Source organism: Pseudomonas sp. PDM14 (assembly GCF_014851905.1).
In the GTDB taxonomy this organism is placed as follows: domain Bacteria; phylum Pseudomonadota; class Gammaproteobacteria; order Pseudomonadales; family Pseudomonadaceae; genus Aquipseudomonas.
The window spans coordinates 153,603-178,209 of record NZ_JACVAQ010000002.1 but is presented as its reverse complement, the minus strand read 5'-3'; the positions used below and the strand labels follow the sequence as shown (position 1 = coordinate 178,209).

Sequence of the window (24,607 nt, the reverse complement as noted above, 5' to 3'; positions counted from 1 at the left end):
CGAACGAAAGGCGGCGAGTATACCTGAGCTTCAGCGTGTCATGATCGCCGAAACCTTCCCGGCCACTCGCGGCTCCAACAGCGACATTCCCCCAGAATCACACCGATGCGCCCATTGTTGATGCTCTGCCTGCTCGCCCTGGCCCCCCTGCTCCACGCCCAGACCACCTTGCACCGCCCCGCCGAACTGCACACCCCGAGCGGCACCCTGTATGGCAGCCTGCTGTTGCCGGAGAGCGATGGCGCGGTGCCGGTCGCCCTGCTGATCGCCGGCTCGGGCCCCACCGACCGCAACGGCAACAACCCGCAAGGTCGCAACGACAGCCTGCGCCGCCTGGCCCAGGCGTTGGCCCAAGGTGGCGTGGCCAGCGTGCGCTACGACAAGCGCGGCATCGCCGCCAGCTACGCGGCCGGCCCCGACGAACGCCTGCTCAGCGTCGAAGGCTACGCCGCGGATGCCGCGGCATGGGGCAAACAGCTGAAGGCCGATCCGCGTTTCTCCCGTCTGATCCTCATCGGCCACAGCGAGGGAGCGCTGATCGCCAGCCTCGCGGCCCCCGAAGCCGGTGCCGACGCACTGATCAGCATCGCCGGCAGCGGCCGTCCGGTGGACGAGGTGCTGCAGGAGCAACTGCACAGCCGCCTGCCTGCCGAACTGTTACTCGAAGCCCTGGCCCTGACCGCCTCGCTCAAGGCGCAGCAGCCGCAGGCACAGGTCAGCGACCCGCTGCAGGTGCTGTTCCGCCCCAGCGTGCAGCCGTACATGATGTCGCTGTTCCGCCAGGAGCCGGCCAAGGCCATCGCACGGGTACAGGTGCCGGCTCTGATCGTTCAGGGCAGCACCGACATCCAGATCAGTCGTGTCGATGCGCAGCGCCTGAAGGCCGCCAAGCCCGACGCCGAGCTGCTGCTGATCGAGGGCATGAACCATGTGCTGCGTATCGTCCCGGACGACACCGAGCAGCAGCTGGCCTCCTACGCCGACCCCGAACGGCCGCTGGCCAGCGAGCTGGCCCCGGCCCTGCTGGCATTCATTGGCAAAGTGCCAGCCTCCAGCGCCGGGAAAAGCGGCCGATAAGGGTTTGCCGACGGCTCTGCCGCTGGCATGCTGCATTCAGGAGGACAGCGCCCATGGACACTCAAGCCGAACCCCAGCCGGACACCGAAGAGGCTGCGCCGAAACCGCATCCTTGGCAGGACCTTCCCGCCGAGCAGTTCCGTTTGTTGCGCCTGGCGCCGCTGCCGACCGACCGCACGACCGGCGCGCGGCCGCTGCGTTTTGTCCAGGCGGGCCGTGTCGAGCGGCACAGCAGCGAGCAGAGCCTGCTGCGCCTGAGCATCGACCTGCCTGGCCAGCGCGTGCGCCAGGAGCAGAACGCGCTGGAGGTGTGGGTCGACCATCGCAGCCAGGAAGTTCGTTTCGGTGCCGACAAGGGCCTGCAGATCGAGCCGGCGAACCGCGGCATCGGCCGCTACCTGATGGCCCAGGGCATCATCTGGGCACGCCAGCGCTGGAGCCACTATCAGGTCGAAGGTGGCGCCCTGGCGGTAAAGGACGTGGTCAACGAAGAGGCGCGCCTGCGCCGTGATCACTTCCTGCGCGTCCACGGCTTCGATGTCGACTACCAGGACCTGCTGCAGCTGAAGGCCAACTACAGCGCGGCCAGCGTCAGCGCCCTGAAAGGGGAATGGAATGGCGACAAGGTGCAGGTGATCGAGCTGCTGGACGCCGCCGCGATGCTGCAACAGGCCGACCAGAGCCTGCGCGAACAGGACGTGAAGCTGGCCAAGCTGGAGCAACGCGTCAATCAGTTCAAGCGCGAGGACAGCAGCCTGCGCTTCACCATCGCCTGCCTGGTGACGTTCGCCGTGTTCCAGGCCGGACTGCTGATCTGGATCGCCACGCACTGAGCCCGCGCTGACTTCAGGCGCTAACTCTTGCCTGGAACAGCGCCTGGTGCGCACGGCACTGCGCAGCGGTCAGCAGGAACACGCCATGGCCGCCCTGGTTGAATTCCAGCCAGGTGAAATCCACCTCCGGGTACAACGCCTCGACATGCACCTGGCTGTTGCCGACCTCGACGATCAGCACGCCGCGCTCGTTGAGGTGGTCCGCGGCTTCGGCGAGCATGCGCCGCACCAGATCCAGACCATCGTCGCCACAGGCCAGGCCCAGCTCGGGCTCGTGCTGGTACTCGGCCGGCATGTCGGCGAAGTCCTCGGCATCGACGTAGGGTGGGTTGGACACGATCAGGTCGAAACGCTGGCCCGGCAGCCCGGCGAAACCGTCGCCCTGCACGGTATAGACCCGCGCATCCAGTTCATGCCGCTCAATGTTCTGGTTGGCCACTTCGAGGGCATCGAAGGACAGGTCGGCGAGTACCACTTCCGCCTGCTCGAAGGCATAGGCGCAGGCGATGCCGATGCAGCCCGAGCCGGTGCACAGGTCGAGGATTCGCGCCGGCTCGCCGCTCAGCCAGGGCTGGAAGTGCTGGCCGATCAGCTCGGCGATGGGCGAGCGCGGCACCAACACGCGCTCATCGACGATGAACGGCAGATCGCAGAACCAAGCCTCACCGAGCAGATAGGCCGTCGGCACGCGCTCTTCGATGCGGCGTTTGAGCAGTGCCTGCAGGTGCGCCTGCTCGTCGTCCTCGAGGCGGCAGTCGAGATAACTGTCGGCGATTTCCCACGGCAGGTGCAGCGCACCCAGGACCAATTGTCGCGCCTCGTCCCAGGCGTTGTCGGTGCCATGGCCGAAGAACAGCTGCTCGCCATGAAAGCGGCTGACAGCCCAGCGAATATGGTCGCGCACGGTGCGCAGGCGGGATTGGGACACGGGACAAACCTCCTGAACGGGTGCGCGATTCTAGCCGCAACCGTTGCCTTTTGCCGGCCGTGTATGCAAAGCGATACGCCGCAAATCACGTAAAAGGTTCACAGACGCGGCCAGGCGGCAGAGAATAGACGCATCGCCGCATTTGGAGCCCGCACCATGTCCGATCCCAAAACCCTGTTCCAGCTGACGGGCCGCGGTTATGCGCCAGCCACGCTGAGCAAGGCCACGCTGCTGATCATCGACGCGCAGGAGGAGTACCGCAGCGGGGCGCTGCAACTGCCTGACGTGGATGCCGCCGTCGAGGAAATCGCCACACTGCTCGCCGCCGCACGCAAACTCGGCACGCCGATCCTGCATGTGCGTCACCTGGGTATTCCCGGCGGCCTGCTCGATCCGCAGGGTCCGCGCGGCCACTTCATCAGCGGCCTGGAACCGCTGCCGGAAGAGCCGGTGGTGGAGAAGCGCCTGCCCAATGCCTTCGCCGGCACCGAGCTGCACGAACGTCTGCAGCAGCTGGGGCACCTGGACCTGATCGTCTGCGGCTTCATGACCCACTCCAGCGTCAGCACCACCGTGCGTGCCGCCAAGGATTACGGCTACCGTTGCACTCTGGTCGACACGGCCTGTGCCACCCGCAGCCTGCCCCACGCCAGCGGTCTGATCGACGCCCGCGTGCTGCACGATGCGGAGATGGCCGCGCTGGCGGACAACTACGCGATCCTGGTACCCCAGGCTCGCGCCCTGCTCTGATTCCTGCGGACGGCGTTCACATCCGCAGGCCACCCGGCTGAACCCTCGATCCCCCAGCCGGTCATACCGCCGATATCTCAGAGGAAATCGGGATGAAGTCCGAAGGTTTCGATGCACGACGTCTACGCCCTCGTGGGTCCGCCACCTGGCGCTGGCGGTTCTTCGCCGGCTGCGGCGCAGTGTTCGCCGGCCTGGGCATTCTGTTGCTGATGGCCGGTGCCGCCACCCTGCTCGGTCGGCCCTCCGCACTGGGCCCGCTGAACGACAGCATCGGCGCGGCCCTCTCGATTCTGGTCGCCGGCATCCTGCTGCTCTGGGCCGGGGTCTACATCTGGCGGCGTTGCCGCCGACGCCTGCGTCGCCCGGACGACCTGAGCATGTCGCCAGGCCTGCTGAAAAAACGCGGCTGATCCCGGTAAACTGACGGCCTTCCAGATCGTGTGAGCCCGCGGGTGATGGTTGCCAGGCGTGCTCAGCGCCGCAACCGAACAGCAGCGGCAGCACACGGCCTGCTTCGCGGAGGCTTCATGCAAGACGACGACTTTTCCCTGTTCAAATCCGCCGTGCACGGCGTCAAGCCGATCAGCCATGATCGCGCCGACACCGGCAAGCCGCGCGCCGACCGGCAGCGCATCAGCACCCTGCGCCAGGCCGCAACGATCAAGACCGACGACATCCGCGTCGACGGCCTCTCCGACCAGTTCGTCATCGACGTGGCCGCCGAGGAAGAACTGTACTGGGCCCGCGACGGCGTGCAGGACGGCCAACTGCGCAAGCTCAAGGCCGGGCAGATTCCCTTCGAAGGCAGCATCGACCTGCACGGCATGTCCGTGGAAAAGGCGCGCGACACCTTGTGGGAATTCTTTGGCGAGGCCGCAAAGCTGGAGATCCGCTGCGTGCGCGTGACCCACGGCAAGGCCGCACGCACGGACGGCAAGCGCCCGCTGATCAAGAGCCACGTCAACACCTGGCTGCGCCAGCACCCACAGGTACTCGGCTTCACCTCCTGCCTGCCGCGCCACGGCGGTACCGGTGCGCTCTACGTGCTGCTCAAACGGACCATGCTCGACGGGCGCGACGACGACTGATCGTGCGTTGCAGGGATGCGGCGCGGCGAAGCCGATCGGCTCAGACCGCGCCCGCCGCATGCGGACAACACCGGGCGACGGGCCTGCCGATCACGCCGGAAAAGTGACTGCCGCTGGCGCACGGCGCCCTTGCCAGCCAGGGCGCATCGCCCTACCCTGCGCGCCTGTGCATTTCCGATCCCCACAGGAAGACCCATGTCCCTGGAACAGCAATACACCGCGATCCTCGGCCAGCTCGGCGAGGACGTGTCCCGCGAAGGCCTGCTCGACACCCCGAAACGTGCCGCCAAAGCCATGCAGTACCTCTGCCGTGGCTACCAGCAGACGCTCGAGGAAGTCACCAACGGCGCCCTGTTCAGTTCCGACAACAGCGAAATGGTGCTGGTGAAGAACATCGAGCTGTACTCGCTGTGCGAACACCACCTGCTGCCTTTCATCGGCAAGGCCCACGTGGCCTACATCCCCAGCGGCAAGGTGCTTGGCCTGTCCAAGGTCGCCCGCATAGTCGACATGTACGCACGTCGCCTGCAGATCCAGGAAAACCTCAGCCGGCAGATCGCCGAGGCCATCCAGCAGGTCACCGGCGCCCTGGGCGTTGCCGTGGTCATCGAGGCCCAGCACATGTGCATGATGATGCGCGGCGTGGAGAAGCAGAATTCCTCGATGGTCACCTCGGTGATGCTCGGCGAGTTCCGCGACAACGCCGCCACCCGCAGCGAGTTCCTCAGCCTGATCAGCTAAGGCGATTCGCCAAAAAAAACCGGCCATGAGCCGGTTTTTTTTATGACGTTCATTCAGCGCTTGCCGAGCGCATCCGCTTCGGTGACGAAGGCCTTGGCGGTCTTCTTGTCGTACAGGCACAGTTCCTGCCCATGCTGGTTCTTCATGTGCGGCTGCGGGTAACGCCCTTCGATCAGCAGTGCGCTCACGCCCAACTGGTCCGGGTATTCGATCAATCCGCCCAAGGCCTTGGCCTGCTTCAGCTGGCTAGCCTTCAGACAGGCGCTGGTGACCTGCTTGTCATGTGCCTTCCAGGCAGCCGAAGACGACGCCTGGGCGGTACCTGAAACGACCAGCAGCATGCCGGCCAGAACCCATCCTTTCTTCACTGCAAACCTCACGGGTTATCAGAATGCCTGCCTTGTGGAGTGATCGGCGCCCCGCGAAGTTCCTCGGCACAGGCGCAAAAAAGCCGGCACGCAGCCGGCTTTTTCGATAACGCTGGAGCACTCAGCCACGCATGGTCACATGGCGCGGATGGCTGGCGACCCGCGCCAACCACTCGTTGATGGCGGGGTAGCCGCTGATGTCGAAACCGCCTTCATCCGCCACGTGGGTGTAGGCATACAGGGCGATGTCGGCAATCGAGTACTGGTCGCCGACCAGGTACGGCGTGCGCTTGAGCTGCTGCTCCATGACCTTGAACGCCTTGTGGCCGCGCACCTGGCACAGCTCGAACTCTTCCTGACGCTCGGCAGGCATGCCCTGGTACAGCTTGATGAAGCGCGCCACGGCGACGTAAGGCTCGTGGCTGTACTGCTCGAAGAACTGCCACTGCAACACCTGGGTGCGCAGGCGTGGCTCGCTCAGCAGCAGGTCGCTGCCGTCGGCGAGGTAATTGAGGATGGCATTGGACTCCCACAATGTGGTGCCGTCTTCGAGCTCAAGCACCGGGATCTTGCCATTCGGGTTCTTGGCCAGGAATTCCTCGCTCTGGGTCTCGCCCTTGAGGATGTCGATCGGCAGCCACTCGTAGGGTTTGTCGAGCAAGTGCAGGGCCAGTTTGACCTTGTAGCAATTGCCGGAAATCACATCACCGTAAACCTTGTACATGGGGTTCTCCTCAGGCGGCTTGGGCAGCCAGGGCTTCGCGAATCACTTCGGCCAGGCGCTTGAGGCCTTCGTCCAGGCGCTCGGGGGCGACGTGGCTGAAATTCAGGCGCAGATGACCGGGGTTCTGCTCCGGGTCGATGAAGAACGGCTCGCCCGGCATGAACGCGACATTGCGCGCCAGCGCCGGCGCCAGCAAGGTGCGGGTGTCCAGCGGCTGCTTCAGGGTCAGCCAGAAGAACAGCCCGCCTTGCGGCACCTGCCAGTCGGCCAGGTCGCTGAAGTGCTCTTCCAGCACCGCCTGCATCGCGTCGCGGCGCTGGCGATAGAAGTCACGCAGCTCGGCGAGGTGCTCACGGTAGCGCTCGCTACCCAGCCACTGCAACGCCTGCCACTGGCCGATGCGGTTGGTGTGCAGATCGGCGGACTGCTTCAGACGCAGCAGGTGCGGGAACAGGTCCGGAGTGGCAATCAGGTAGCCAACGCGCAGGCCCGGCAGCAGGGTCTTGGACACGGTGCCGGTGTAGATCCAGCTGGCCCGCTGCAGGCGGCTGACGATTGGCTTGGCGCTGCCGGCATCGAACACCAGTTCGCGGTACGGCTCGTCTTCGATCAGGGTCACGCCGAACTCGTCGAGCAGCGCGGCCACGGCGTCGCGCTTGGCCTCGCTGTAGCGCACTGCGGACGGGTTCTGGAAGGTCGGGATCAGGTAGGCGAAGGCCGGCTTGCTCTGCTGCAGACGGCTGCGCAGTGCTTCCAGCTCAGGGCCGTCGGCTTCTTGCGGCACGCTCAGGCAGTCGGCACCGAATAGCTGGAACGACTGCAGCGCGGCCAGGTAGGTCGGCGCCTCGACGAGGATTTCGGTACCCGGATCAATGAACAGCTTGCTCGCCAGGTCGAGGGTCTGCTGGGAACCGGAGACGATCAACACCTGGCTGGCGTCGCACGGCACGCCGAGGGCGCGGGCTTCGGCGGCGATGGCTTCGCGCAGGGCCGGCTCGCCTTCGCTCATGCCGTACTGGCCGATGCTGGCCGGCATCTCGCTCCAGTCGACCTTGGGCAGCATCGGTTCGGCAGGCAGGCCACCGGCGAACGACATCACCTCGGGACGCTGCGCGGCAGCGAGGATTTCACGGATCAGAGAGCTTTTCAGGCGGGCAACACGTTCAGAGAAGGCCATAACAATCACCGGTAGCAAAGGCAGAACAAACTGGGTCAAACTGATTGACCGAAACTACGACGCCTTGGACAGATACGTCAATATGCTTGACCTGAAAAAGACCACCAGTCAGCAGGCCGCCATGGAAGCGTTCTTCTTTGGCTACCAGGCCTTTACCGCCAAGCCCGATGAAATTCTCGCGCGTCGCGGTCTGTCACGGGTGCACCACCGCATCCTGTTCTTCATCGCCCGCTACCCGGGCCTGAGCGTGAAACAGTTGCTGGGTTACCTAGGCGTCAGCAAGCAGGCGCTGAACACGCCACTGCGGCAGTTGCTGGAAATGCACCTGGTGGAAAGCGTGGCGGCAGACAACGACAAGCGCAAACGCCTGCTCGGCCTGACCGGCGACGGCGCAAAGCTGGAACAGGCGCTACGGCGCGAGCAGGTCAAGCTGCTCGACCGCGTGTTCAAGGAGTCCGGCGAGATGGCCGTGCGCAACTGGCTGGCGGTCAACCAGGCACTGGGCAACGCCCACCAGCCGGCGAGCGACGACTAGTCCCCCCTGGCCTGCTCCCGGGCGGCGCGGAAGAACACCAGCGCCAGCGCCGCCGCGGCAGCCAGCAACGGCAACACGCCGATCACCATCAGAATCACCGATGCCACCAGCGCACCGCCGACGATGTGCAGCCAGGCCATCACCCGGAATACCGGATAGACGTTCTGCGTCTTCAACAGACGAGTACCCAGCCACAGAGTGGCAGCGCCGACGATCACGATCAGCACGCCATAAACGATCGTCGCTGGGCCGATGCTGCTGAACAGGCTGTCACCCCAGATTACGTCGATCCCCTGCAGCAGAATGCTCACCACCACGATCAGCCAGGTCGGAATCGTCAGCCCCTGGGAGCCGAAACGCTGCTCGGCGAATGCTTTCACGCGCAGTGACAGGTAGCAGCCCAGCAGAATAGTGGCGATCCCCAGGGCATCGGTGCTGCGCGCCAGGCTCGAGGTGCGGTCTTCACCAACGAAAAACGCCAGCACCAAGCCGGTCACCGTACCGAGCAGCGATACCAGTGACAGCCAGCCAAGCAGGCGCAACTGTTCTGCGCTCCAGCCCGGCAGGTTCGGTGCCGGTTCGTCGACCAGTGCCACCTGCGGCGCTGCGTAGGGGTTTTGTTGTTCTTCCATGGGCCATCCTGTGCGTGAGTGAAACAAGAACAGTCACAACCTAACTGCGGCATCAGCAAAACTGTACCCCTGATTGCCGCCGTGGCTGTACCGCGACGCTGGCGACGTCTGGGCATAGGCTGCCAGCTCTTTCGGAGAACTGCCATGACGCTGGAACTGCTGCTCGCCTTTGTCGCCTTCGCCTTCGTCACGTCGGTGACGCCCGGCCCGAACAACATGATGCTGCTCGCCTCCGGGGTGAACTTCGGCGTGCGCCGCAGCGTGCCGCACATGCTCGGTATCAGCCTGGGTTTCATGGTGCTGGTGATGGCCGTCGGTTTCGGCCTCGGTCAGCTGTTCGAACAGTTTCCGCCGCTGTACCTGATCCTGCGTTATGCCGGTGCGGCCTATCTGATCTACCTGGCGTGGAAGATCGCCGGCTCCGGGGCGCCGGACGCCAGTGGCAAAGAACGCGGCAAGCCGTTCACCTTCCTCCAGGCCGCTGCGTTCCAGTGGGTCAACCCAAAGGCCTGGATCATGGCCATTGGGGCAATCACCACCTACACGCCGCAAGAAGGCTTTCTGTTCAACGTGCTGGTGATCGCCGCGCTCTTCGCCCTGGTCAACTGCCCCAGCGTCGGCCTCTGGACGGTTGCCGGCAGCCTGCTGCGGCATTGGCTGGAGCGCCCGGCGATACTGCGTGCGTTCAATTACGGCATGGCTTTCCTGCTGGTCGCCTCGCTCTACCCGATCCTGTTCAACGTCTAGGAAGCACTGATGAAATCCGCAGAAGTCGTTCGCCTTCGCCCCTTCGCCGACTCCTCGCCGTCGGCGGTAGTCGCCGGCTTCGTCGCCATGCTCACCGGCTACACCAGCTCGCTGGTGCTGATGTTCCAGGCTGGCCAGGCCGCGGGCCTGAGCACCGAGCAGATTTCCTCCTGGCTGTGGGCGCTGTCGATCGGCATGGGTCTTTGCACCATCGGCCTGTCGCTGCGCTATCGCTCACCCATCGTGGTGGCCTGGTCGACGCCGGGCGCGGCGCTGCTGATCACCAGCCTGCCGGGCGTGACCTACCCCGAGGCCATCGGCGCCTTCGTGGTCTGCGCGGTGTTGCTCGCCCTGCTCGGCCTGTCCGGTGCCTTCGAGCGGGTCATGCGTCATCTGCCAGCCTCGCTGGCTGCGGCACTGCTGGCCGGCATTCTGTTTCGCATCGGCAGCGAGATCTTCGTCGCCGCGCAGCACAGCACCGCGCTGGTACTGGCGATGTTCTTCACCTTCCTGTTCGGCAAGCGCCTGCTGCCGCGCTATGCGATCCTCGCTGCGCTGTTGGTCGGCGGCGCGTTGGCAGGCATCCTCGGCCTGCTCGATTTCAGCCACTTCAAACTGCAGGTGGCGATGCCGGTATGGACCACGCCGAGTTTTTCCCTGAGCGCGGCGATCAGCATCGGCCTGCCGCTGTTCGTGGTCGCCATGGCCTCGCAGAACATACCCGGCATTGCCGTGCTACGCGCCGATGGCTACCACATTCCACCGTCGCCGCTGATTGCCACCACCGGTCTGGCCTCGGTGCTGCTGGCGCCATTCGGCTCCCACGGGATCAACCTGGCGGCGATCAGCGCGGCGATCTGCACCGGCAAGGAAGCCCATGAGAATCCGCAGAAGCGCTACACCGCCGCGGTCTGGTGTGGCGTGTTCAACTGCATCGCCGGCGTATTCGCCGCCACCCTGGCCGCACTCTTCGCCGCCCTGCCCGCTGCTCTTGTGCTGTCCATCGCCGCCCTGGCGCTGCTGGGCTCGATCGGCAATGGCCTGGCCCAGGCGATGAACGAACCCGGCGAACGCGACGCCGCGCTGATCACCTTCATGGTCACCGCTTCGGGCATGACCCTGGTGGGTATCGGTTCAGCCTTCTGGGGCCTGATCGCCGGCGGCCTGACCCTGCTGATCCTCAATGCGCGCAAGCGCTGAGCCCATGCGGTATCGACCGTAGGGGCGTTCCGCGCACCAGCCTGCAAACGACCACAAAAAAGCCCGGCATTGCCGGGCTTTTTCGTCTCTAGCGCAAACTCACTCCGCGCGTGCCGCTTCTGCCGCCAGCTGCTTGCCGTGGGCGAAGTTGACCCACCAGCCGAACGCCGCGGCGGTGAAGAACATGATGAAGCTGTAGATCGCCGCCGGAATGCCCATGGTCGGGTTGTTCAGCAGCATCGGGCTGAGCGCCAGGGCGATGGCCAGGGTGCCGTTGTGAATGCCGATTTCCATGCCGATAGCCACCGCCTGACGCAGCGGCAGCTTGAGCAGGCGTGGCACGAAGTAGCCGACGCCGAGGCTGACCACGTTGAACACCAGCGCCGCAGCACCGACCACCGGGGCGTACTCGACCACGGTCTGCCAGTCCTTGACGAAGGCCAGCACGATTACCAGCACCAGGAACAGCGCCGAACCGATCTTCACCGGCTTGTCCATGCGCGCGGCAAAACCGGGGAAGCGGCTGCGGATGAGCATGCCGATCACCACCGGGCCGAGCACGATGGCGAACACCTGGATGACCTTGGTGAACTGCAGCGGCAGCGCCTGATCGGCCGTCATGAAGTACTGCAGCGACAGGTTGACGATGAAGGGCATGGTCAGCACCGCGATCACCGAGTTGACCGCGGTCAGGGTGATGTTCAGCGCCACGTCACCGTGCGCCAGGTGGCTGTAGAGGTTGGCCGAGGTGCCGCCCGGCGAGGCCGCCAGCAGCATCAGGCCGACCGCCAGGGCCGGCGCCAGACCGAAGCCCTTGGCGATGAAGAAGCACAGCAGCGGTAACAGGATGATCTGGCAGGCCAGACCGATGAGCACGGGTTTGGGGAATTTCGCCACCCGGGCAAAGTCCGCCAGGGTCAGCGACAGACCCAGCCCAAGCATGATGATGCCCAGAGCGATGGGTAGGAAAGCGGTCAGCAGGGGACTAGCGGTCATTCTTATTGTTCTCCGAAATCGAAACGGGGTTCCGATTCTTTATGAAGACGGCCCCTCTTGTAACTGTCTTTACGCGCCAAGGGGCGGCCAGCGCTGTAACAGAATGCAAAAAAGGCGCCTTGCGGCGCCCTTTCGGCTGAATCAGATGATGGTTGCGCCGCCATCGAGGAGCAGCGAGTGCCCAGTGGTGAACCCGGCACCGTCGCAGCAGAGATAAAGCACGCCAGTGGCGATTTCCTCGACCTTGCCGATACGTCCGACCGGGTGCATGGCAGCGGCGAACTCGGCCTTGCGCGGATCGGCCTCGTAGGCGCGGCGGAACATGTCGGTATCGATCACCGCCGGGCACACGGCGTTGACGCGGATTTTCTTCTTCGCGTATTCCACTGCGGCCGACTTGGTCAGGCCGATCACTGCGTGCTTGGAAGCGGCGTAGATGCTCATCTTCGGCGCGGCCATCACACCGGCAACCGATGCGGTGTTGACGATGGCGCCGCCGCCCTGGGCCAGCATCAGCGGGATCTGGTGCTTCATGCACAGCCACACGCCCTTGACGTTGACGCCCATGATCGCGTCGTACTCTTCCTCGCTGCCTTCGGCGATTTTGCCCTTTTCGATCTCGATGCCGGCGTTGTTGAAGGCATAGTCCAGGCGGCCATAGGCGGCCAGGGTGCGCTCCATGAGCACCTTGACCTCGGCTTCGCGGGTCACGTCGCAGCGCACGAACACGGCATCGCCACCGGCGTCGCGGATCAGTTGAACGGTGCCTTCACCGCCAGCCACGTCCACGTCGGAGACCACGACCTGCAGGCCCTGGGCAGCGAATGCCTGGGCGGTAGCGCGACCGATACCTGCCGCGGCGCCAGTGACCTGGGCGACTTTGCCGGAAAAACTCATGCTCATTGCTGCGTCCTCGCAGGGCGTTGAAGTGAGCGAAGTCTAGCCAGCGCGAAACGCCGGCGGCAGCACTATCAGGGCTGCGGTGAGCGCTTCATCCAAACGAATGATAGAGAGCCGCGTGAGCAATCATCAAAAATCATACTCAGGCATTCGGTAGAGCGACAAAACTTGCCCATTGATGCCTCGAGCGCTATCACCACTGCTTCTCTTTCGGAGTCACTGCCATGTCCCAGATCAATCGCCAGTTCCTGCTCGCCAACCGCCCGGTCGGCGCTGCCACACGCGACACCTTCTCCTACGTGGAAAACCCGGTCGGCGAACCGGGTCCGAAACAGATTCTGGTGGAAAACCTCTACCTGTCGCTGGACCCGGCCATGCGCGGTTGGATGAACGACGCCAAGTCGTACATTCCTCCGGTCGGCATCGGCGAGGTAATGCGTGCACTCGGCGTCGGCAAGGTGATCGCCTCGCAGCACCCGGACTTCGCCGTGGGGGACCACGTGAACGGCGCGCTCGGCGTGCAGGACTATTTCCTCGGCGAGCCGCGCGGCTTCTACAAGGTCGACCCGAACCGCGCGCCGCTGCCGCTGTACCTCTCCGCGCTGGGTATGACCGGCATGACCGCCTACTTCGCCTTCCTCGACGTTGGCCAGCCGAAAGAAGGCGACACCGTGGTGATTTCCGGCGCCGCCGGTGCGGTCGGCAGCGTGGTCGGGCAGATCGCCAAGATCAAGGGCTGCCGCGTGATCGGCATCGCCGGCGGGGCCGAGAAGTGCAAGCTGCTGACCGACGAGCTCGGCTTCGACGGCGTGATCGACTACAAGAATGAAGACCTGCACGCCGGCCTCAAGCGCGAGTGCCCGAAAGGCGTGGACGTGTACTTCGACAACGTCGGCGGCGAGATCCTCGACGCCGTACTGACCCGCATCGCGCCGAAGGCGCGCATCGTCATCTGCGGTGCGATCAGCCAGTACAACAACAAGGAAAACGTCAAAGGCCCGGCCAACTACCTGTCGCTGCTGGTCAACCGCGCACGCATGGAGGGCTTCGTGGTGATGGACTACGCCGCGCAGTTCGCCGATGCCGCCAAGGAAATGGGCGGCTGGATGGCAGCCGGCAAGCTGAAGAGCAAGGAAGACATCGTCGAAGGGCTGGAAACCTTCCCGGAAACCCTGGGCAAGCTGTTCAGCGGCGAGAACTTCGGCAAGCTGGTACTCAAGGTTCGCTGAGGCTAAAGCTGCAGGCTGTCGTCAGGTGGGTTAGCCGCGTAGCGGCGTAACCCACCTGCACGGCCAAACGTCGAGCTGTATCTACTGCGCTCGCGGGCTACGCCTTTAGCTAACCCGCCCTACGCCGAGCGACATGCCGGCCCCGGCATCTCAGCCCGGAAAACCCTTATAAAGAAGTATCAAGCCAGCTCGGCGACGATGTCCGCCAGCGCCTTGGCGGGATCGGCTGCCTGGCTGATCGGGCGACCGATAACCAGGTAATCCGAACCGGCCTGCAGCGCCTGTGCCGGGGTAAGGATACGGCGCTGGTCGTCCTGCGCGCTGCCGGCCGGGCGAATGCCGGGGGTGACCAGTTGCAGTGCCGGGTGCGCGGCTTTCAGCGCCGGTGCTTCCTGGGCAGAACAGACCAGGCCGTCCATGCCGGCACGCTGGGCCAGCGCGGCGAGGCGCAGCACCTGCTCCTGCGGTTCGATGTCCAGACCGATACCGGCCAGGTCCTCGCGTTCCATGCTGGTCAGCACGGTCACGCCGATCAGCAGCGGTTTCGGGCCGTTGAAGGCATCGAGGGTCTCGCGGCAGGCCGCCATCATGCGCAGGCCGCCGGAGCAGTGCACGTTGACCATCCACACGCCCATCTCGGCGGCAGCCTTGACCGCCATCGCCGTGGTGTTGGGGATGTCATGGAATTTCAGATCGAGGAACACCTCGAAGCCGCGCTCGCGCAGGGTACCGACGATCTCCGACGCGCAGCTGGTGAACAGCTCCTTGCCCACCTTGACCCGGCACAATTTCGGGTCGAGCTGATCGGCCAGCGCCAGGGCTGCGTCACGGGAAGGAAAGTCGAGGGCAACGATGATCGGGGTCTGGCAGGACATGGCGGGCTCACAGGCGGGTCGAAAACGCCGCGCATTGTAGCGAAACCCGCCGCCGCCGTCAGAGCGGCGACGGCTCGCCCGACTAACCGCCGATGGCCAGTGCGGTCATGAACCCGGCCAGGGTGATCAAACCGGTGAGCGCATGGGTCTCGGCAAAGGCTTCGGGGATCAGCGTATCGACCAGCATGCACAGCACCGCCCCCGCGGAGAACCCCAGCGCCACTGCCAGCCAGTGCGGCGGCAGGTCGGCGAACAGGGCCGGGCCGGACATCGCCGCCAGCCCGGAGAGCAGCACGATGGCGCCCCACAACAGGAAGATCCAGCGCCGGCTGTGGCCTTCCTCACGCAACCCGCTGGCGCTGGCCAGGCCCTCGGGCAGGTTGGAGAGGAAGATCGCCACCAGCAGCATGCTGCTTACCGAGCCACCATCGAGCAGCCCGAGGCCCAGGCCGAGGGATTCCGGAATGCCGTCGAGAAAAGCCCCGGCGGCGATCAGCAGGCCGAGGATCGAGCCCTTGCCCACCGTGTTTCGCCGGTGCTGCTGCAGGTGTTCCAGCCATTGACTGGCGAGCACGAACACCACGCCACCGGCACACATGCCGATCAGCGTCGGCAGGTCGCCGCCCAGACGGCGCGCCTCGGGAATCTGCTCGAAGCAGATGGCGGCGATCAGCACGCCACTGCCGTAGGCCATGATCGACGCCACCACCTTGCGCGGCAGCGCGCAGAACACGCCGATGGCCGCGCCGACCAGCAGGCTGCTCGCCGCCAGCAGGCCCCACAGGCCGGCGGCCAGGATGGTTGCACTGTCCATGTCGTCTCCCTTTTCTGCACGCAGACTAGCCGCGGCCCATTCACTCCGGCAATGCTTCCGCACACGCCTGCCACGGGTAGACTACGCACCTCTCCCCCCGTTCAGGCAGTTGTCATGGCGCGCATCACCCTCGATTTCTCCACCCGGCAGTTCTGCTACAGCACCCACATGACCGTGCGCAGCACCGACATCAACGCCAGCAACCACCTGGGCAACGATTCGATGATCTCGATGATTTCCGAAGCGCGGGCCCGCTTTCTCTTCGACTTCGGCATCAAGGAAGCGGCCGAGGCCGACGGCATCATCGTCACCGACCTGGCGACCATGTACCGCGCCGAATCCCACGCCCGCGACCAACTGCTCTTCGAGATCGGCGTGATGGACTTCAACCGCTACGGCGGCGATATCATATTCCGCATCAGCCGCCCGGCCGACGGCACGCTGATCGCCCTGGCGAAGTCCGGCTTCGTGTTCTTCGACTACCGCCACGGCAAGGTCACCACCATGCCCGACGCCTTCCGCGCGCTGTTCCCCGAGGTCAACTGGCTGGACTGAGCCTTGCTCGGCCTCACCCGCGGCCGTGAACCATTGGTGAACGATCGGTTGTTACAAGGTGCCCGTCACTTCAACGCGGCACACAGGAACGACCCGCATGACCGTCACCCACTCCCTCTTCCGTCTCACCCTCGCCACCTGCCTGGCCGGGTTCTGCGCCCTGGCCCAGGGCGAACCCTCCATCGAGCGCGGCCGCTACCTGGTGCAGGTATCCGGCTGCAACGACTGCCACACCGCTGGCTACTCCATGGCGCCTTACCAGGTGCCGGAACGCACCTGGCTGCAGGGCGACTCGCTGGGCTGGAGCGGCCCCTGGGGCACCACCTACGCCAGTAACCTGCGCCTGCTGCTGCCACGCCTCGGCGAAGCGCAGTGGCTAGCACTGGCGCGCAAGGCCAACTACCGCCCGCCGATGCCCAACCAATCCCTGCACCTGATGGAGGAAGACGACCTGCGCAGCATCTACCGCTTCGTCGTCGCCCTTGGCCCGGCGGGCAACCCTGCACCGACTGCGCTGCCGCCCGGCCAGGCCGCGCTGACTCCGGTGGTGCAGTTCCCCGCGCCTCCTGCGCCCTGAACATCGCCTCAATACGGTGCGAGCACCGCCTCACCGCACCGTATTGAGCCGGGGAATGCTCATGGCCGTGGCTGTAAAGCGGCGTTTCAGGGCCTTCGCGGCCTTGGCCCGGCTCTTGCTGTAGGCACATCACCAGGCATCCAACGGCGGTTGCCCAGAATCACGACAAAGGCGTCGCATCACTCCCGCTCCCAAGCGGCCAGGTGGTGCGACGCCTTTTGCGTTTCGGCCCCAGCGATGGGGCGGGCCGACGGACCGCGATCCGGACATCGGCCGGCAATGCTCTCCCAACTGCTGTGGCTTCGGCCTCAGGGGCGGATGCCACAAGCAGCCGCCCGACCCGGCCGGTGGCGGCACGCGATGCCCACGATCATCGCGCGTTGCCACCAACCGGGACCCCATTCTGCTGACGAGGTGTTGGATGAATACAAGTTTCTGGAAAGCCGGCCATGCTCCGACCCTGTTCGCCGCCTTTCTCTATTTCGACCTGAGTTTCATGGTCTGGTACGTGCTCGGCCCGCTCGGTGTGCAGATCGCCGCCGACCTCGGCCTGACCACCCAGCAACGGGCAATGATGGTCGCCACGCCGATCCTCGCCGGTGCCGTGCTGCGTTTTCTCATGGGCCTGCTGGCCGACCGCACCTCACCGAAAAGCGCCGGTCTGGTCGGCCAGGTGATCGTCATCGCCGCCTTGGCCGTAGCCTGGGTGCACGGGGTGAAAACCTACGAGCAGGCCCTGCTCCTCGGCCTGTTCCTCGGCTTCGCCGGTGCGTCCTTCGCCGTCGCCCTGCCGCTGGCCTCGCAGTGGTATCCGCCGCAACACCAGGGCAAGGCCATGGGCATCGCCGGCGCGGGTAACTCTGGCACGGTGTTCGCCGCCCTCTTCGCCCCGTTGCTGGCCGGGATGTTCGGCTGGAGCAACGTGTTCGGCCTGGCGCTGATCCCGCTGATCCTGGTGCTGATCATCTTCGCCAGCGTGGCGCGCAACGCCCCGGAGCGGCCGCCGGTGAAATCCATGGCCGACTACCTCAAGGCCCTCGGTGACCGCGACAGCTGGTGGTTCATGCTGTTCTACAGCGTGACCTTCGGCGGTTTCCTCGGCCTGGCCAGCACCCTGCCCGGCTACTTCCACGACCAGTACGGCTTCGACCCGGTCAAGGCCGGCTATTACACCGCCGCCTGCGTGTTCGCCGGCAGCCTGATGCGCCCGCTCGGCGGCGCCCTGGCCGACCGTATCGGCGGCATCCGTACGCTGCTGGTGGTGTACACCTGCACCTCGATCTGCATCGTTGCGGTCGGCTTCAACCTGCCCAGCTCGTTCGCCGCCCTGGCCCTGTTCGTGGTCGCCATGCTCAGCCTCGGTGCCGGCAACGGCGCGGTGTTCCAGTTGGTGCCGCAGCGCTTTCGCAAGGAAATCGGCGTGATGACCGGCCTGATCGGCATGGCCGGCGGTATCGGCGGCTTCTGTCTGACCGCCGGGCTCGGCGCGATCAAGCAGTCCACCGGTTCCTACCAGCTCGGCCTCTGGCTGTTCGCCAGCCTCGGGGTACTGGCCTGGTTCGGCCTGTATGGCGTCAAGCAGCGCTGGCGCACCACCTGGGGCAGCGCGGCAATGACCGTCGCCCGCGTTTAAAGCGCAGGATGGGCGGGCAGCGATACCCATCGCGGCACTGATGGATATCGCTGCGTTCAACCCGCCCTACGGTCTCAAAAGATCGTAAGCCGGTTCTGAGAGCCTGCCTTGGTCCATCCTCAAGACAGACTCTTCCGATTGATCACTCAGGTCGGTTGCGACAAAGGCGAAGCCCGTTCAGCCTTCACGCACTGGTCAGGAAAGGTGGAAAACCGCCGGCAACGGCGGCGCTCCAAGGAAGCCGGACAGGCTTCGCCTTTGCCGCAACCGACTTGCTGTCCCCCCACTCACGAGAGCAGCAGATGGCCCTGCAACTGACATTCGGCGAAGCCAGCGCCACCGGCCCGCGTGCGGAAAACCAGGACGCCATCCGCGTGGTCACCCCCGCGCCGGCCCTGGCCGCGAGCAAAGGCCTGCTGTTCGCCCTCGCCGATGGCGTGAGCCAATGCGCCGATGGCGGCCTGGCCGCCCGCGCCACCTTGCAGGCCCTCGCCCTGGACTACTACGCCACGCCGGAAACCTGGGCCGTCACGCAATCGCTGGATCGTCTGCTAGTCGCCCACAACCGCTGGCTGCAGGCCAATGGTGGCGGCCAGCCACTACTCACCACGCTCACCGCCCTGGTCCTGCGCGGGCGGCGCTTCACCCTCGCGCATGTCGGCGATTGCCGCGCCTACCGCTGGCATGACGGCACGCTAGAGCGGATCAGCGAAGACCATGTATGGGAACAACCGGGCATGCAGCACGTGCTCAAGCGCGCCATGGGCCTGGACCAGCACCTGGTGGTCGATTACCTGGAAGGCGAACTGCGCGAAGGCGAAGCCTTCCTGCTGGTCAGCGACGGCGTCTGGTCGACCCTCGGCGACCGTGGCATCCACAACATGCTCGCCGACGAAACCGACCCTGGCACCGCGTGCAAGGCGCTGGTCGCCGCCGCACACCTGGCCGGCAGCCAGGACAACGCCAGCGCGGTACTGGTACAGGTTCAGGAGCTGCCGGAGAACGACCTCGCCGACACCCTCGCCCAGCTCGAGCACTGGCCGCTGCCGCCAGTGCTGCGTGAGGGCCAGTCGTTCGAGGGCTGGCAGGTCGAACGTCTGCTCGCCGAGTCGCGTCAGTCGCTGGTCTACCGCGTGCGAGACAACCAGTCGCGCCGCTGGCTGCTGAAAACCCTACCGGCCAGCCGCCATGACGAACCCCAGGCCGGCCCCGCGCTGTTGCTCGAGGAATGGTTCCTGCGCCGCGTGGCCGGGCGTCACTTCGCCGAGGCGCATCCGCTGCCGCAGCGCCAGCATCTTTATTACGTGCAGCGTGAGCATTCGGGGCAGACCCTGGCCGAGCACCTGCGCCTGTCCGGGCAACTGGCCCTGCCGGAATGGCTGGAACTGGCGCCGCGCCTGCTCAAGGCCCTGGGCATGCTGCATCGGCGCAATATCCTGCACCGCGACATCAAGCCGGAAAACCTGCTCTGGTGCGACGACGGCGAGCTGCGCGTGCTCGATTTCGGCCTGGCCTATTGCCCTGGTCTGTCCCGCGACGAAAGCCACTCATTGCCCGGCACCCCCAGCTACATTGCCCCGGAAGCCTTTTCTGGCGGCAAACCCAGCCCGCAGCAAGACCTCTACGCCGCCGGCGTGACGCTCTACCACCTGCTCACCGGGCACTATCCCTACGGCGAGATCGAGGCGTTCCAACACCCGCGTTTCGGCAAACCGACCGCGCCCAGCCGCTATCGCCCGGACCTGCCGGCCTGGCTCGACGACTGCCTGCTACGCGCCGTCGCCAGCAACCCCGCTGAACGCTTCGAGACCGCCGAGGAATGGCTGCTGAGCCTGGAACAGGGCGAGCGCCAGGCACTCAGCGTACGCCCGCGCCCGCTGCTGGACCGCGAACCTCTGCTGGTCTGGCGCGGCGTGGCATTGGGCTCTCTGCTGCTCAACCTGGTGCTGCTCATCGCTTTGCTGCGCTGACCGCACCAGCACGGCGCGTCTTGCCTTAAACGGGTGCAGAAAACTCGTCGAAAACCATCCGATGGCGCCGTCATTGCAGCAAACCGCGGTATCCAAACAGTTGGCACGCCACCTGCTTTAGAGAAAACGACAGACATAAGGCACGGCCCTCAACGTAGAGCGGCTCTGCTTCCCGGCAGATCGGGACAGGACAAAGGCGTCCTCGCTAGGCAACTAGCGGGACGCCTTTTTTGTTGCTCACGATTTTTACCCAGGAGATGACCGGCATGAAAAAACTCAAGCTGGTAATGGTTGGCAACGGTATGGCCGGCGTGCGGACGCTGGAGGAGCTGCTCAAGCTCGCCCCGGACCTCTACGACATCACCGTGTTCGGCGCCGAGCCGCACCCCAACTACAACCGCATCCTGCTGTCGCCGGTGCTGGCCGGCGAACAGAGCTTCGCCGACATCGTGCTCAACGACCTCGATTGGTACGCCGCCAACGGCATCACCCTGATGCTCAACCGCAAGGTCGTGCGAATCGACCGCAAGAAGCGTCTGGTGATCGCCGACGACGGCAGCCAGGCCGAATACGATCGCCTGGTCATCGCCACCGGCTCCAACCCGTTCATGCTGCCGATTCCCGGCAACAAGCTGCGCGGAGTGATCGCCTACCGCGACGTCGCCGACACCCAGGCGATGATCGACACCGCCAAGACCCACAGCCATGCCGTGGTCATCGGCGGCGGTCTGCTCGGCCTGGAAGCGGCCAACGGTCTGCGCCAGCGCGGCATGGACGTGACCGTGGTGCACCTCTCCGAATGGCTGCTCGAACGCCAACTCGACAAGACCGCCGGCGTGCTGTTGCAACGCGCACTGGAGGCCCGCGGCATTCATTTTCGCCTCAATGAACAGACCGCCGAGCTGATGGACAACGGCGATAACCGCGTCTGCGCGGTGACCTTCAAGAGCGGCGACGCCATCCCCGCCGACCTGGTGGTGATGGCCGCCGGTATCCGCCCCAATACCGAGCTGGCGGAAAAAGCCGGCCTGCCGTGCAACCGCGGCATCCTGGTCAACGACACGCTGCAGACCTTCGACCCGCGCATCTACTCGGTTGGCGAATGTGCCAACCACCGCGGCATCGCCTATGGCCTGGTCGCGCCGCTGTTCGAGCAGGCCAAGGTCTGCGCCAACCACCTGGCCCAGCTCGGCTTTGCCCGTTACCAGGGTTCGGTGACCTCGACCAAGTTGAAGGTGACCGGCATCGACCTGTTCTCCGCCGGCGACTTCATGGGCGCCGACGGCACCGAGACCATCACCCTCACCGACCCGTTGGACGGCGTGTACAAGAAGCTGGTGGTCAAGGACGACGTGCTGGTCGGCGCCTGCCTGTATGGCGACACCGTCGACGGCGGCTGGTACTTCAACCAGGTGCGCGAGCACGCCAACATCAGCGAGATCCGCGATCACCTGATGTTCGGCGCCAGCTGCGTCGGCGCGGCCGGTCTCGACGATGCGGCGCAGTGCGCCTGAGCCGAGCACAGATGACGGATACCACGCACATGCCCAACCCCATCCGCACCACCGCCTCGACCTGCTGCTACTGCGGCGTGGGCTGCGGCGTGCTGATCGAACACGACGACGAGAAGATCCTCGGCGTGCAGGGCGACCCGACGCACCCGGCGAACTTCGGCAAATTGTGCAGCAAGGGCTCGACCCTGCACCTGACCGGCGACCTCGACGCCCGCGGCCTGTACCCCGAGCTACGCCTGGGCAAGGGCTTGGCGCGCAGCCGCAGCGACTGGGACAGCGCGCTGGACCACGCCGCCCACGTGTTCGCCGAAACCATCCGCGAGCATGGCCCGGACAGCGTGGCTTTCTATATTTCCGGCCAGTTGCTGACCGAGGACTACTACGCCTTCAACAAGCTGGCCCGCGCGGTGGTCGGCACCAACAACATCGACAGCAATTCGCGCCTGTGCATGTCCTCGGCCGTGGTCGGCTACAAGCGCAGCCTGGGCGCCGACGCGCCGCCGTGCAGCTATGAAGACATCGAGCAGAGCGATTGCCTGCTGATCGCCGGCAGCAACATGGCCTATGCCCACCCGATCCTGTTCCGTCGCCTGGAAGCAGCAAAAGCCGCGCGGCCGGAGATGAAGATCATCGTCGTCGACCCGCGCCGTACCGACACCTGCGACCTGGCCGACCTGCACCTGGCGATCCTGCCGGGCACCGACGTGGCACTGTTCCACGGCATCCTGCACATCCTCATGTGGGAAGGCTGGATCGACCGCGACTACATCGACGCCCACACCGAAGGCTTCGATGCGCTGAAAAGCCTGGTACGCGACTACAGTCCGGAGCTGGTCGCCGATATCTGCGGCATCAGCGTGGCGGACCTGCAGCAAGCCGCCGAACTGATCGGCACCACGCGCAGCTTTCTCTCGTTGTGGTGCATGGGCCTCAACCAGTCCACGGCCGGCAGCGCGAAGAACAGCGCGCTGATCAATCTGCACCTGGCCACCGGGCAGATCGGCAAGGTCGGCGCCGGGCCGTTCTCCCTCACTGGTCAGCCCAACGCCATGGGCGGCCGCGAGACCGGTAGCCTGAGCAACCTGTTGCCCGGCCACCGCGAAGCGGGCAATGCCGAGCACCGCGCCGATGTCGCCGCCTACTGGGGCGTCGAGGCCTTGCCACAGACCACCGGGCTGACCGCCATCGAGCTGTTCGACGCGGTGCACGCCGGTACCATCAAGGCGCTGTGGATCGCCTGTACCAACCCGGCGCAGTCGCTGCCGAACCAGAGCAAGGTGCATGAAGCGCTGCGTGCCTGCCCGTTCGTGGTAGTGCAGGAAGCCTTCTTCACCACCGAAACCTGCGCCTACGCCGACCTGCTGCTGCCCGCCGCCAGCTGGGGCGAGAAACAGGGCACGGTGACCAACTCGGAACGGCGCATCAGTCATGTGCGTAGCGCCGTGCCGGCCCCCGGCGAGGCGCGCCCGGACTGGGCCATCACCAGCGACTTCGCCCGCCGTCTGGAAACCCTGTTGCGTCCGGGCCAGCCGAGCCTGTTCGACTTCACCGATAACCAGCAGCTGTTCGACGAGTACAAGCAGCTCACCCGTGGCCGCGACCTCGACTATAGCGGCCTGAGCTACGCCATTCTCGACGAACGCGGCCCGCAGCAATGGCCGTTCCCGCACAGCACCAGCCCGGGCACACCGCGCCTGTACGCCGACGGCCACTTCGCCACCGCCAATGGCCGTGCGAAGTTTCTCGCCGAGCCGTATATGGCGGCGCAGGAGCAGCGCGAGGTGCACTTCCCGCTGACCCTCAACACCGGCCGCCTGCGCGACCAGTGGCACGGCATGAGTCGCACCGGTACCGCTGCCCGCCTGTTCGGCCATGTCGAGGAAGCCGTGCTCGGCCTGCACCCGGACGAGCTGCGCGCCCGCCACCTGCTCAACGGCGACCTGGTGAAGATCGACAGCCGCCGCGGCAGCCTGGTCGTCCCGGTGGAGGCTGACGAGGCCGTGCGCGTTGGCCAGGCCTATCTGCCGATGCACTGGGGCGACCGCTTCCTCAAGGGCCTGGGCACCAACGTGCTGACCCAGCCGGCATTCGACCCGCTGTCCAAGCAGCCGGAGCTGAAGCAGGCGGCCATCGAAGTCAGCGATGCGCGCCTGCCCTGGCAGTTCTTCGCCCTGGTCGAGGGCGATGTGCAGCAGCGTTTCAGCGCCCTGCGCCCCCTGTTCGAGCCCTTCGCCTTCGCCAGCCTGACGCTGACCGGTCGCGAGCGCCCGGCTCTGCAGATTCGCGCCGCCAGCCCGGAGGCCCCGGATTCCGCCCTGCTCGCCCAGATCGACGCCCTGCTCGGCATCGACCAGGGCCCGGTGCTGGCCTATGACGACCCGCGCCGCGCCGTGGGCAAGCGCGTGCGCATCGAGGACGGGCGCATCACCGCCATCCGCCTGGCCGGTGAAACGGCCGCGCGCCACTGGCTCAAGGCGCTGTGGAGCGACGGCAAGGCCGACGCCAGCCTGCGCCGCTGGCTGCTCGCGCCGTTGTCGACACCTCCTGGCGCGGCCGGCACGAAGAAAACCAGGACCCTGTGCAACTGCCTGAACGTCAGCGAAGACGCTGTTTGTGCAGGAATCTTGCGCGGGCTTGACCTGAACGGCTTGAAACGCGAGCTCAAGTGCGGCACAAGCTGCGGCTCTTGCGTTCCGGAAATCAAACGACTGCTGGCCACGCAGCCAGTGGCAGTAACCGCCTGA

At 65.6% G+C, this 24,607-nt stretch carries 24 protein-coding genes and 1 pseudogene; 16 read left to right on the top strand and 9 right to left on the bottom strand.

The features are described 5' to 3' along the window. Window positions 1–105: 105 nt before the first annotated feature. Entirely contained in the window at window positions 106–1,077 is a 972-nt protein-coding gene (locus IB229_RS13515) for an alpha/beta hydrolase (protein ID WP_192329761.1), read from the top strand. A 53-nt stretch (window positions 1,078–1,130) separates the two neighbouring features. Further along, on the top strand, window positions 1,131–1,910 hold the full coding sequence (locus IB229_RS13510; protein WP_192329759.1) for a hypothetical protein: 780 nt from the start codon (window positions 1,131–1,133) through the stop codon (window positions 1,908–1,910). Between the two features lie 13 nt (window positions 1,911–1,923). Here the strand turns inward: IB229_RS13510 and prmB are convergent, their stop codons facing one another. Beyond that, window positions 1,924–2,838 carry a 50S ribosomal protein L3 N(5)-glutamine methyltransferase gene (prmB, locus tag IB229_RS13505; RefSeq protein ID WP_192329757.1) on the bottom strand — a complete coding sequence of 305 codons (915 nt, stop codon included), beginning with the start codon at window positions 2,836–2,838 and terminating at the stop codon, window positions 1,924–1,926. A gap of 156 nt (window positions 2,839–2,994) precedes the next feature. Here prmB and IB229_RS13500 point away from each other — a divergent pair, with 156 nt between their 5' ends. From IB229_RS13500 to folE, 4 genes are all read left to right on the top strand, one after another. Then, window positions 2,995–3,588: a cysteine hydrolase family protein gene (locus IB229_RS13500; RefSeq protein ID WP_192329756.1), complete on the top strand. Its 594-nt coding sequence runs from the start codon at window positions 2,995–2,997 to the stop codon at window positions 3,586–3,588. A 92-nt stretch (window positions 3,589–3,680) separates the two neighbouring features. Further along, the gene (locus IB229_RS13495; RefSeq protein WP_192329754.1) at window positions 3,681–3,998 is read left to right on the top strand and encodes a hypothetical protein; all 318 of its coding nucleotides are present in this window, start codon (window positions 3,681–3,683) and stop codon (window positions 3,996–3,998) included. 117 nt (window positions 3,999–4,115) lie between these two features. After that, the gene (locus IB229_RS13490; RefSeq protein WP_192329752.1) at window positions 4,116–4,676 is read left to right on the top strand and encodes a Smr/MutS family protein; all 561 of its coding nucleotides are present in this window, start codon (window positions 4,116–4,118) and stop codon (window positions 4,674–4,676) included. A 195-nt stretch (window positions 4,677–4,871) separates the two neighbouring features. Beyond that, on the top strand, window positions 4,872–5,417 hold the full coding sequence (gene folE / locus IB229_RS13485; protein ID WP_192329750.1) for a GTP cyclohydrolase I FolE: 546 nt from the start codon (window positions 4,872–4,874) through the stop codon (window positions 5,415–5,417). Between the two features lie 53 nt (window positions 5,418–5,470). Here folE and IB229_RS13480 read toward each other — a convergent pair whose 3' ends face one another. The 3 genes from IB229_RS13480 to IB229_RS13470 all read right to left on the bottom strand — a co-directional run bounded on the left by IB229_RS13480 (window position 5,471) and on the right by IB229_RS13470 (window position 7,686). Next, on the bottom strand, window positions 5,471–5,758 hold the full coding sequence (locus IB229_RS13480; protein WP_192331573.1) for a hypothetical protein: 288 nt from the start codon (window positions 5,756–5,758) through the stop codon (window positions 5,471–5,473). Window positions 5,759–5,906: 148 nt separating this feature from the next. Beyond that, window positions 5,907–6,509 carry a glutathione S-transferase family protein gene (locus IB229_RS13475; RefSeq protein ID WP_192329748.1) on the bottom strand — a complete coding sequence of 201 codons (603 nt, stop codon included), beginning with the start codon at window positions 6,507–6,509 and terminating at the stop codon, window positions 5,907–5,909. 10 nt (window positions 6,510–6,519) lie between these two features. Beyond that, entirely contained in the window at window positions 6,520–7,686 is a 1,167-nt protein-coding gene (locus IB229_RS13470; RefSeq protein ID WP_192329746.1) for a PLP-dependent aminotransferase family protein, read from the bottom strand. Window positions 7,687–7,768: 82 nt separating this feature from the next. On the opposite strand from IB229_RS13470, the gene IB229_RS13465 reads away from it, so the two are divergent. After that, complete coding sequence (locus tag IB229_RS13465; RefSeq protein ID WP_192329744.1) at window positions 7,769–8,221, top strand: MarR family transcriptional regulator; 453 nt, start codon at window positions 7,769–7,771, stop codon at window positions 8,219–8,221. Here the strand turns inward: IB229_RS13465 and IB229_RS13460 are convergent. Next, window positions 8,218–8,853 carry a hypothetical protein gene (locus tag IB229_RS13460; RefSeq protein WP_192329742.1) on the bottom strand — a complete coding sequence of 212 codons (636 nt, stop codon included), beginning with the start codon at window positions 8,851–8,853 and terminating at the stop codon, window positions 8,218–8,220. The genes IB229_RS13465 and IB229_RS13460 overlap by 4 nt on opposite strands. Window positions 8,854–8,997: 144 nt before the next feature. Here IB229_RS13460 and IB229_RS13455 point away from each other — a divergent pair, with 144 nt between their 5' ends. Both IB229_RS13455 and IB229_RS13450 read left to right on the top strand, forming a co-directional pair. Beyond that, window positions 8,998–9,600, top strand: coding sequence for a LysE family translocator (locus tag IB229_RS13455; RefSeq protein ID WP_192329740.1), 603 nt, complete (start codon window positions 8,998–9,000; stop codon window positions 9,598–9,600). A 9-nt stretch (window positions 9,601–9,609) separates the two neighbouring features. Continuing rightward, window positions 9,610–10,800: a benzoate/H(+) symporter BenE family transporter gene (locus IB229_RS13450; protein WP_192329738.1), complete on the top strand. Its 1,191-nt coding sequence runs from the start codon at window positions 9,610–9,612 to the stop codon at window positions 10,798–10,800. A gap of 99 nt (window positions 10,801–10,899) precedes the next feature. On the opposite strand, the gene IB229_RS13445 is transcribed toward IB229_RS13450, so the two are convergent. Both IB229_RS13445 and IB229_RS13440 read right to left on the bottom strand, forming a co-directional pair. Next, the gene (locus IB229_RS13445) at window positions 10,900–11,796 is read right to left on the bottom strand and encodes a bile acid:sodium symporter family protein (protein WP_192329736.1); all 897 of its coding nucleotides are present in this window, start codon (window positions 11,794–11,796) and stop codon (window positions 10,900–10,902) included. Window positions 11,797–11,937: 141 nt separating this feature from the next. Beyond that, on the bottom strand, window positions 11,938–12,699 hold the full coding sequence (locus IB229_RS13440; protein WP_192329734.1) for an SDR family oxidoreductase: 762 nt from the start codon (window positions 12,697–12,699) through the stop codon (window positions 11,938–11,940). Between the two features lie 221 nt (window positions 12,700–12,920). Between IB229_RS13440 and IB229_RS13435 the strand changes: the two genes are divergently transcribed. Next, entirely contained in the window at window positions 12,921–13,925 is a 1,005-nt protein-coding gene (locus IB229_RS13435) for an NADP-dependent oxidoreductase (protein ID WP_192329732.1), read from the top strand. A 179-nt stretch (window positions 13,926–14,104) separates the two neighbouring features. Here IB229_RS13435 and pyrF read toward each other — a convergent pair whose 3' ends face one another. Next, the gene (pyrF, locus tag IB229_RS13430; RefSeq protein WP_192329730.1) at window positions 14,105–14,800 is read right to left on the bottom strand and encodes an orotidine-5'-phosphate decarboxylase; all 696 of its coding nucleotides are present in this window, start codon (window positions 14,798–14,800) and stop codon (window positions 14,105–14,107) included. Window positions 14,801–14,882: 82 nt separating this feature from the next. Then, the gene (locus IB229_RS13425; RefSeq protein ID WP_192329728.1) at window positions 14,883–15,614 is read right to left on the bottom strand and encodes a ZIP family metal transporter; all 732 of its coding nucleotides are present in this window, start codon (window positions 15,612–15,614) and stop codon (window positions 14,883–14,885) included. Between the two features lie 114 nt (window positions 15,615–15,728). Here IB229_RS13425 and IB229_RS13420 point away from each other — a divergent pair, with 114 nt between their 5' ends. From IB229_RS13420 to IB229_RS13395, 6 genes and pseudogenes are all read left to right on the top strand, one after another. Next, window positions 15,729–16,169, top strand: a complete 441-nt coding sequence (locus tag IB229_RS13420) for a thioesterase family protein (protein WP_192329727.1) — start codon at window positions 15,729–15,731, stop codon at window positions 16,167–16,169. Between the two features lie 97 nt (window positions 16,170–16,266). Further along, entirely contained in the window at window positions 16,267–16,746 is a 480-nt protein-coding gene (locus IB229_RS13415; protein ID WP_192329725.1) for a cytochrome C, read from the top strand. Between the two features lie 421 nt (window positions 16,747–17,167). Next, on the top strand, window positions 17,168–18,379 hold the full coding sequence (locus tag IB229_RS13410) for a nitrate/nitrite transporter (RefSeq protein WP_192329723.1): 1,212 nt from the start codon (window positions 17,168–17,170) through the stop codon (window positions 18,377–18,379). Window positions 18,380–18,681: 302 nt separating this feature from the next. After that, window positions 18,682–20,349, top strand: a complete 1,668-nt coding sequence (locus IB229_RS13405; protein WP_192329721.1) for a bifunctional protein-serine/threonine kinase/phosphatase — start codon at window positions 18,682–18,684, stop codon at window positions 20,347–20,349. A 266-nt stretch (window positions 20,350–20,615) separates the two neighbouring features. Next, window positions 20,616–21,836 (top strand): annotated as a pseudogene (locus IB229_RS13400) (NAD(P)/FAD-dependent oxidoreductase); the annotation flags it as partial. Window positions 21,837–21,892: 56 nt separating this feature from the next. Then, window positions 21,893–24,607 carry a nitrate reductase gene (locus tag IB229_RS13395; protein ID WP_192329719.1) on the top strand — a complete coding sequence of 905 codons (2,715 nt, stop codon included), beginning with the start codon at window positions 21,893–21,895 and terminating at the stop codon, window positions 24,605–24,607.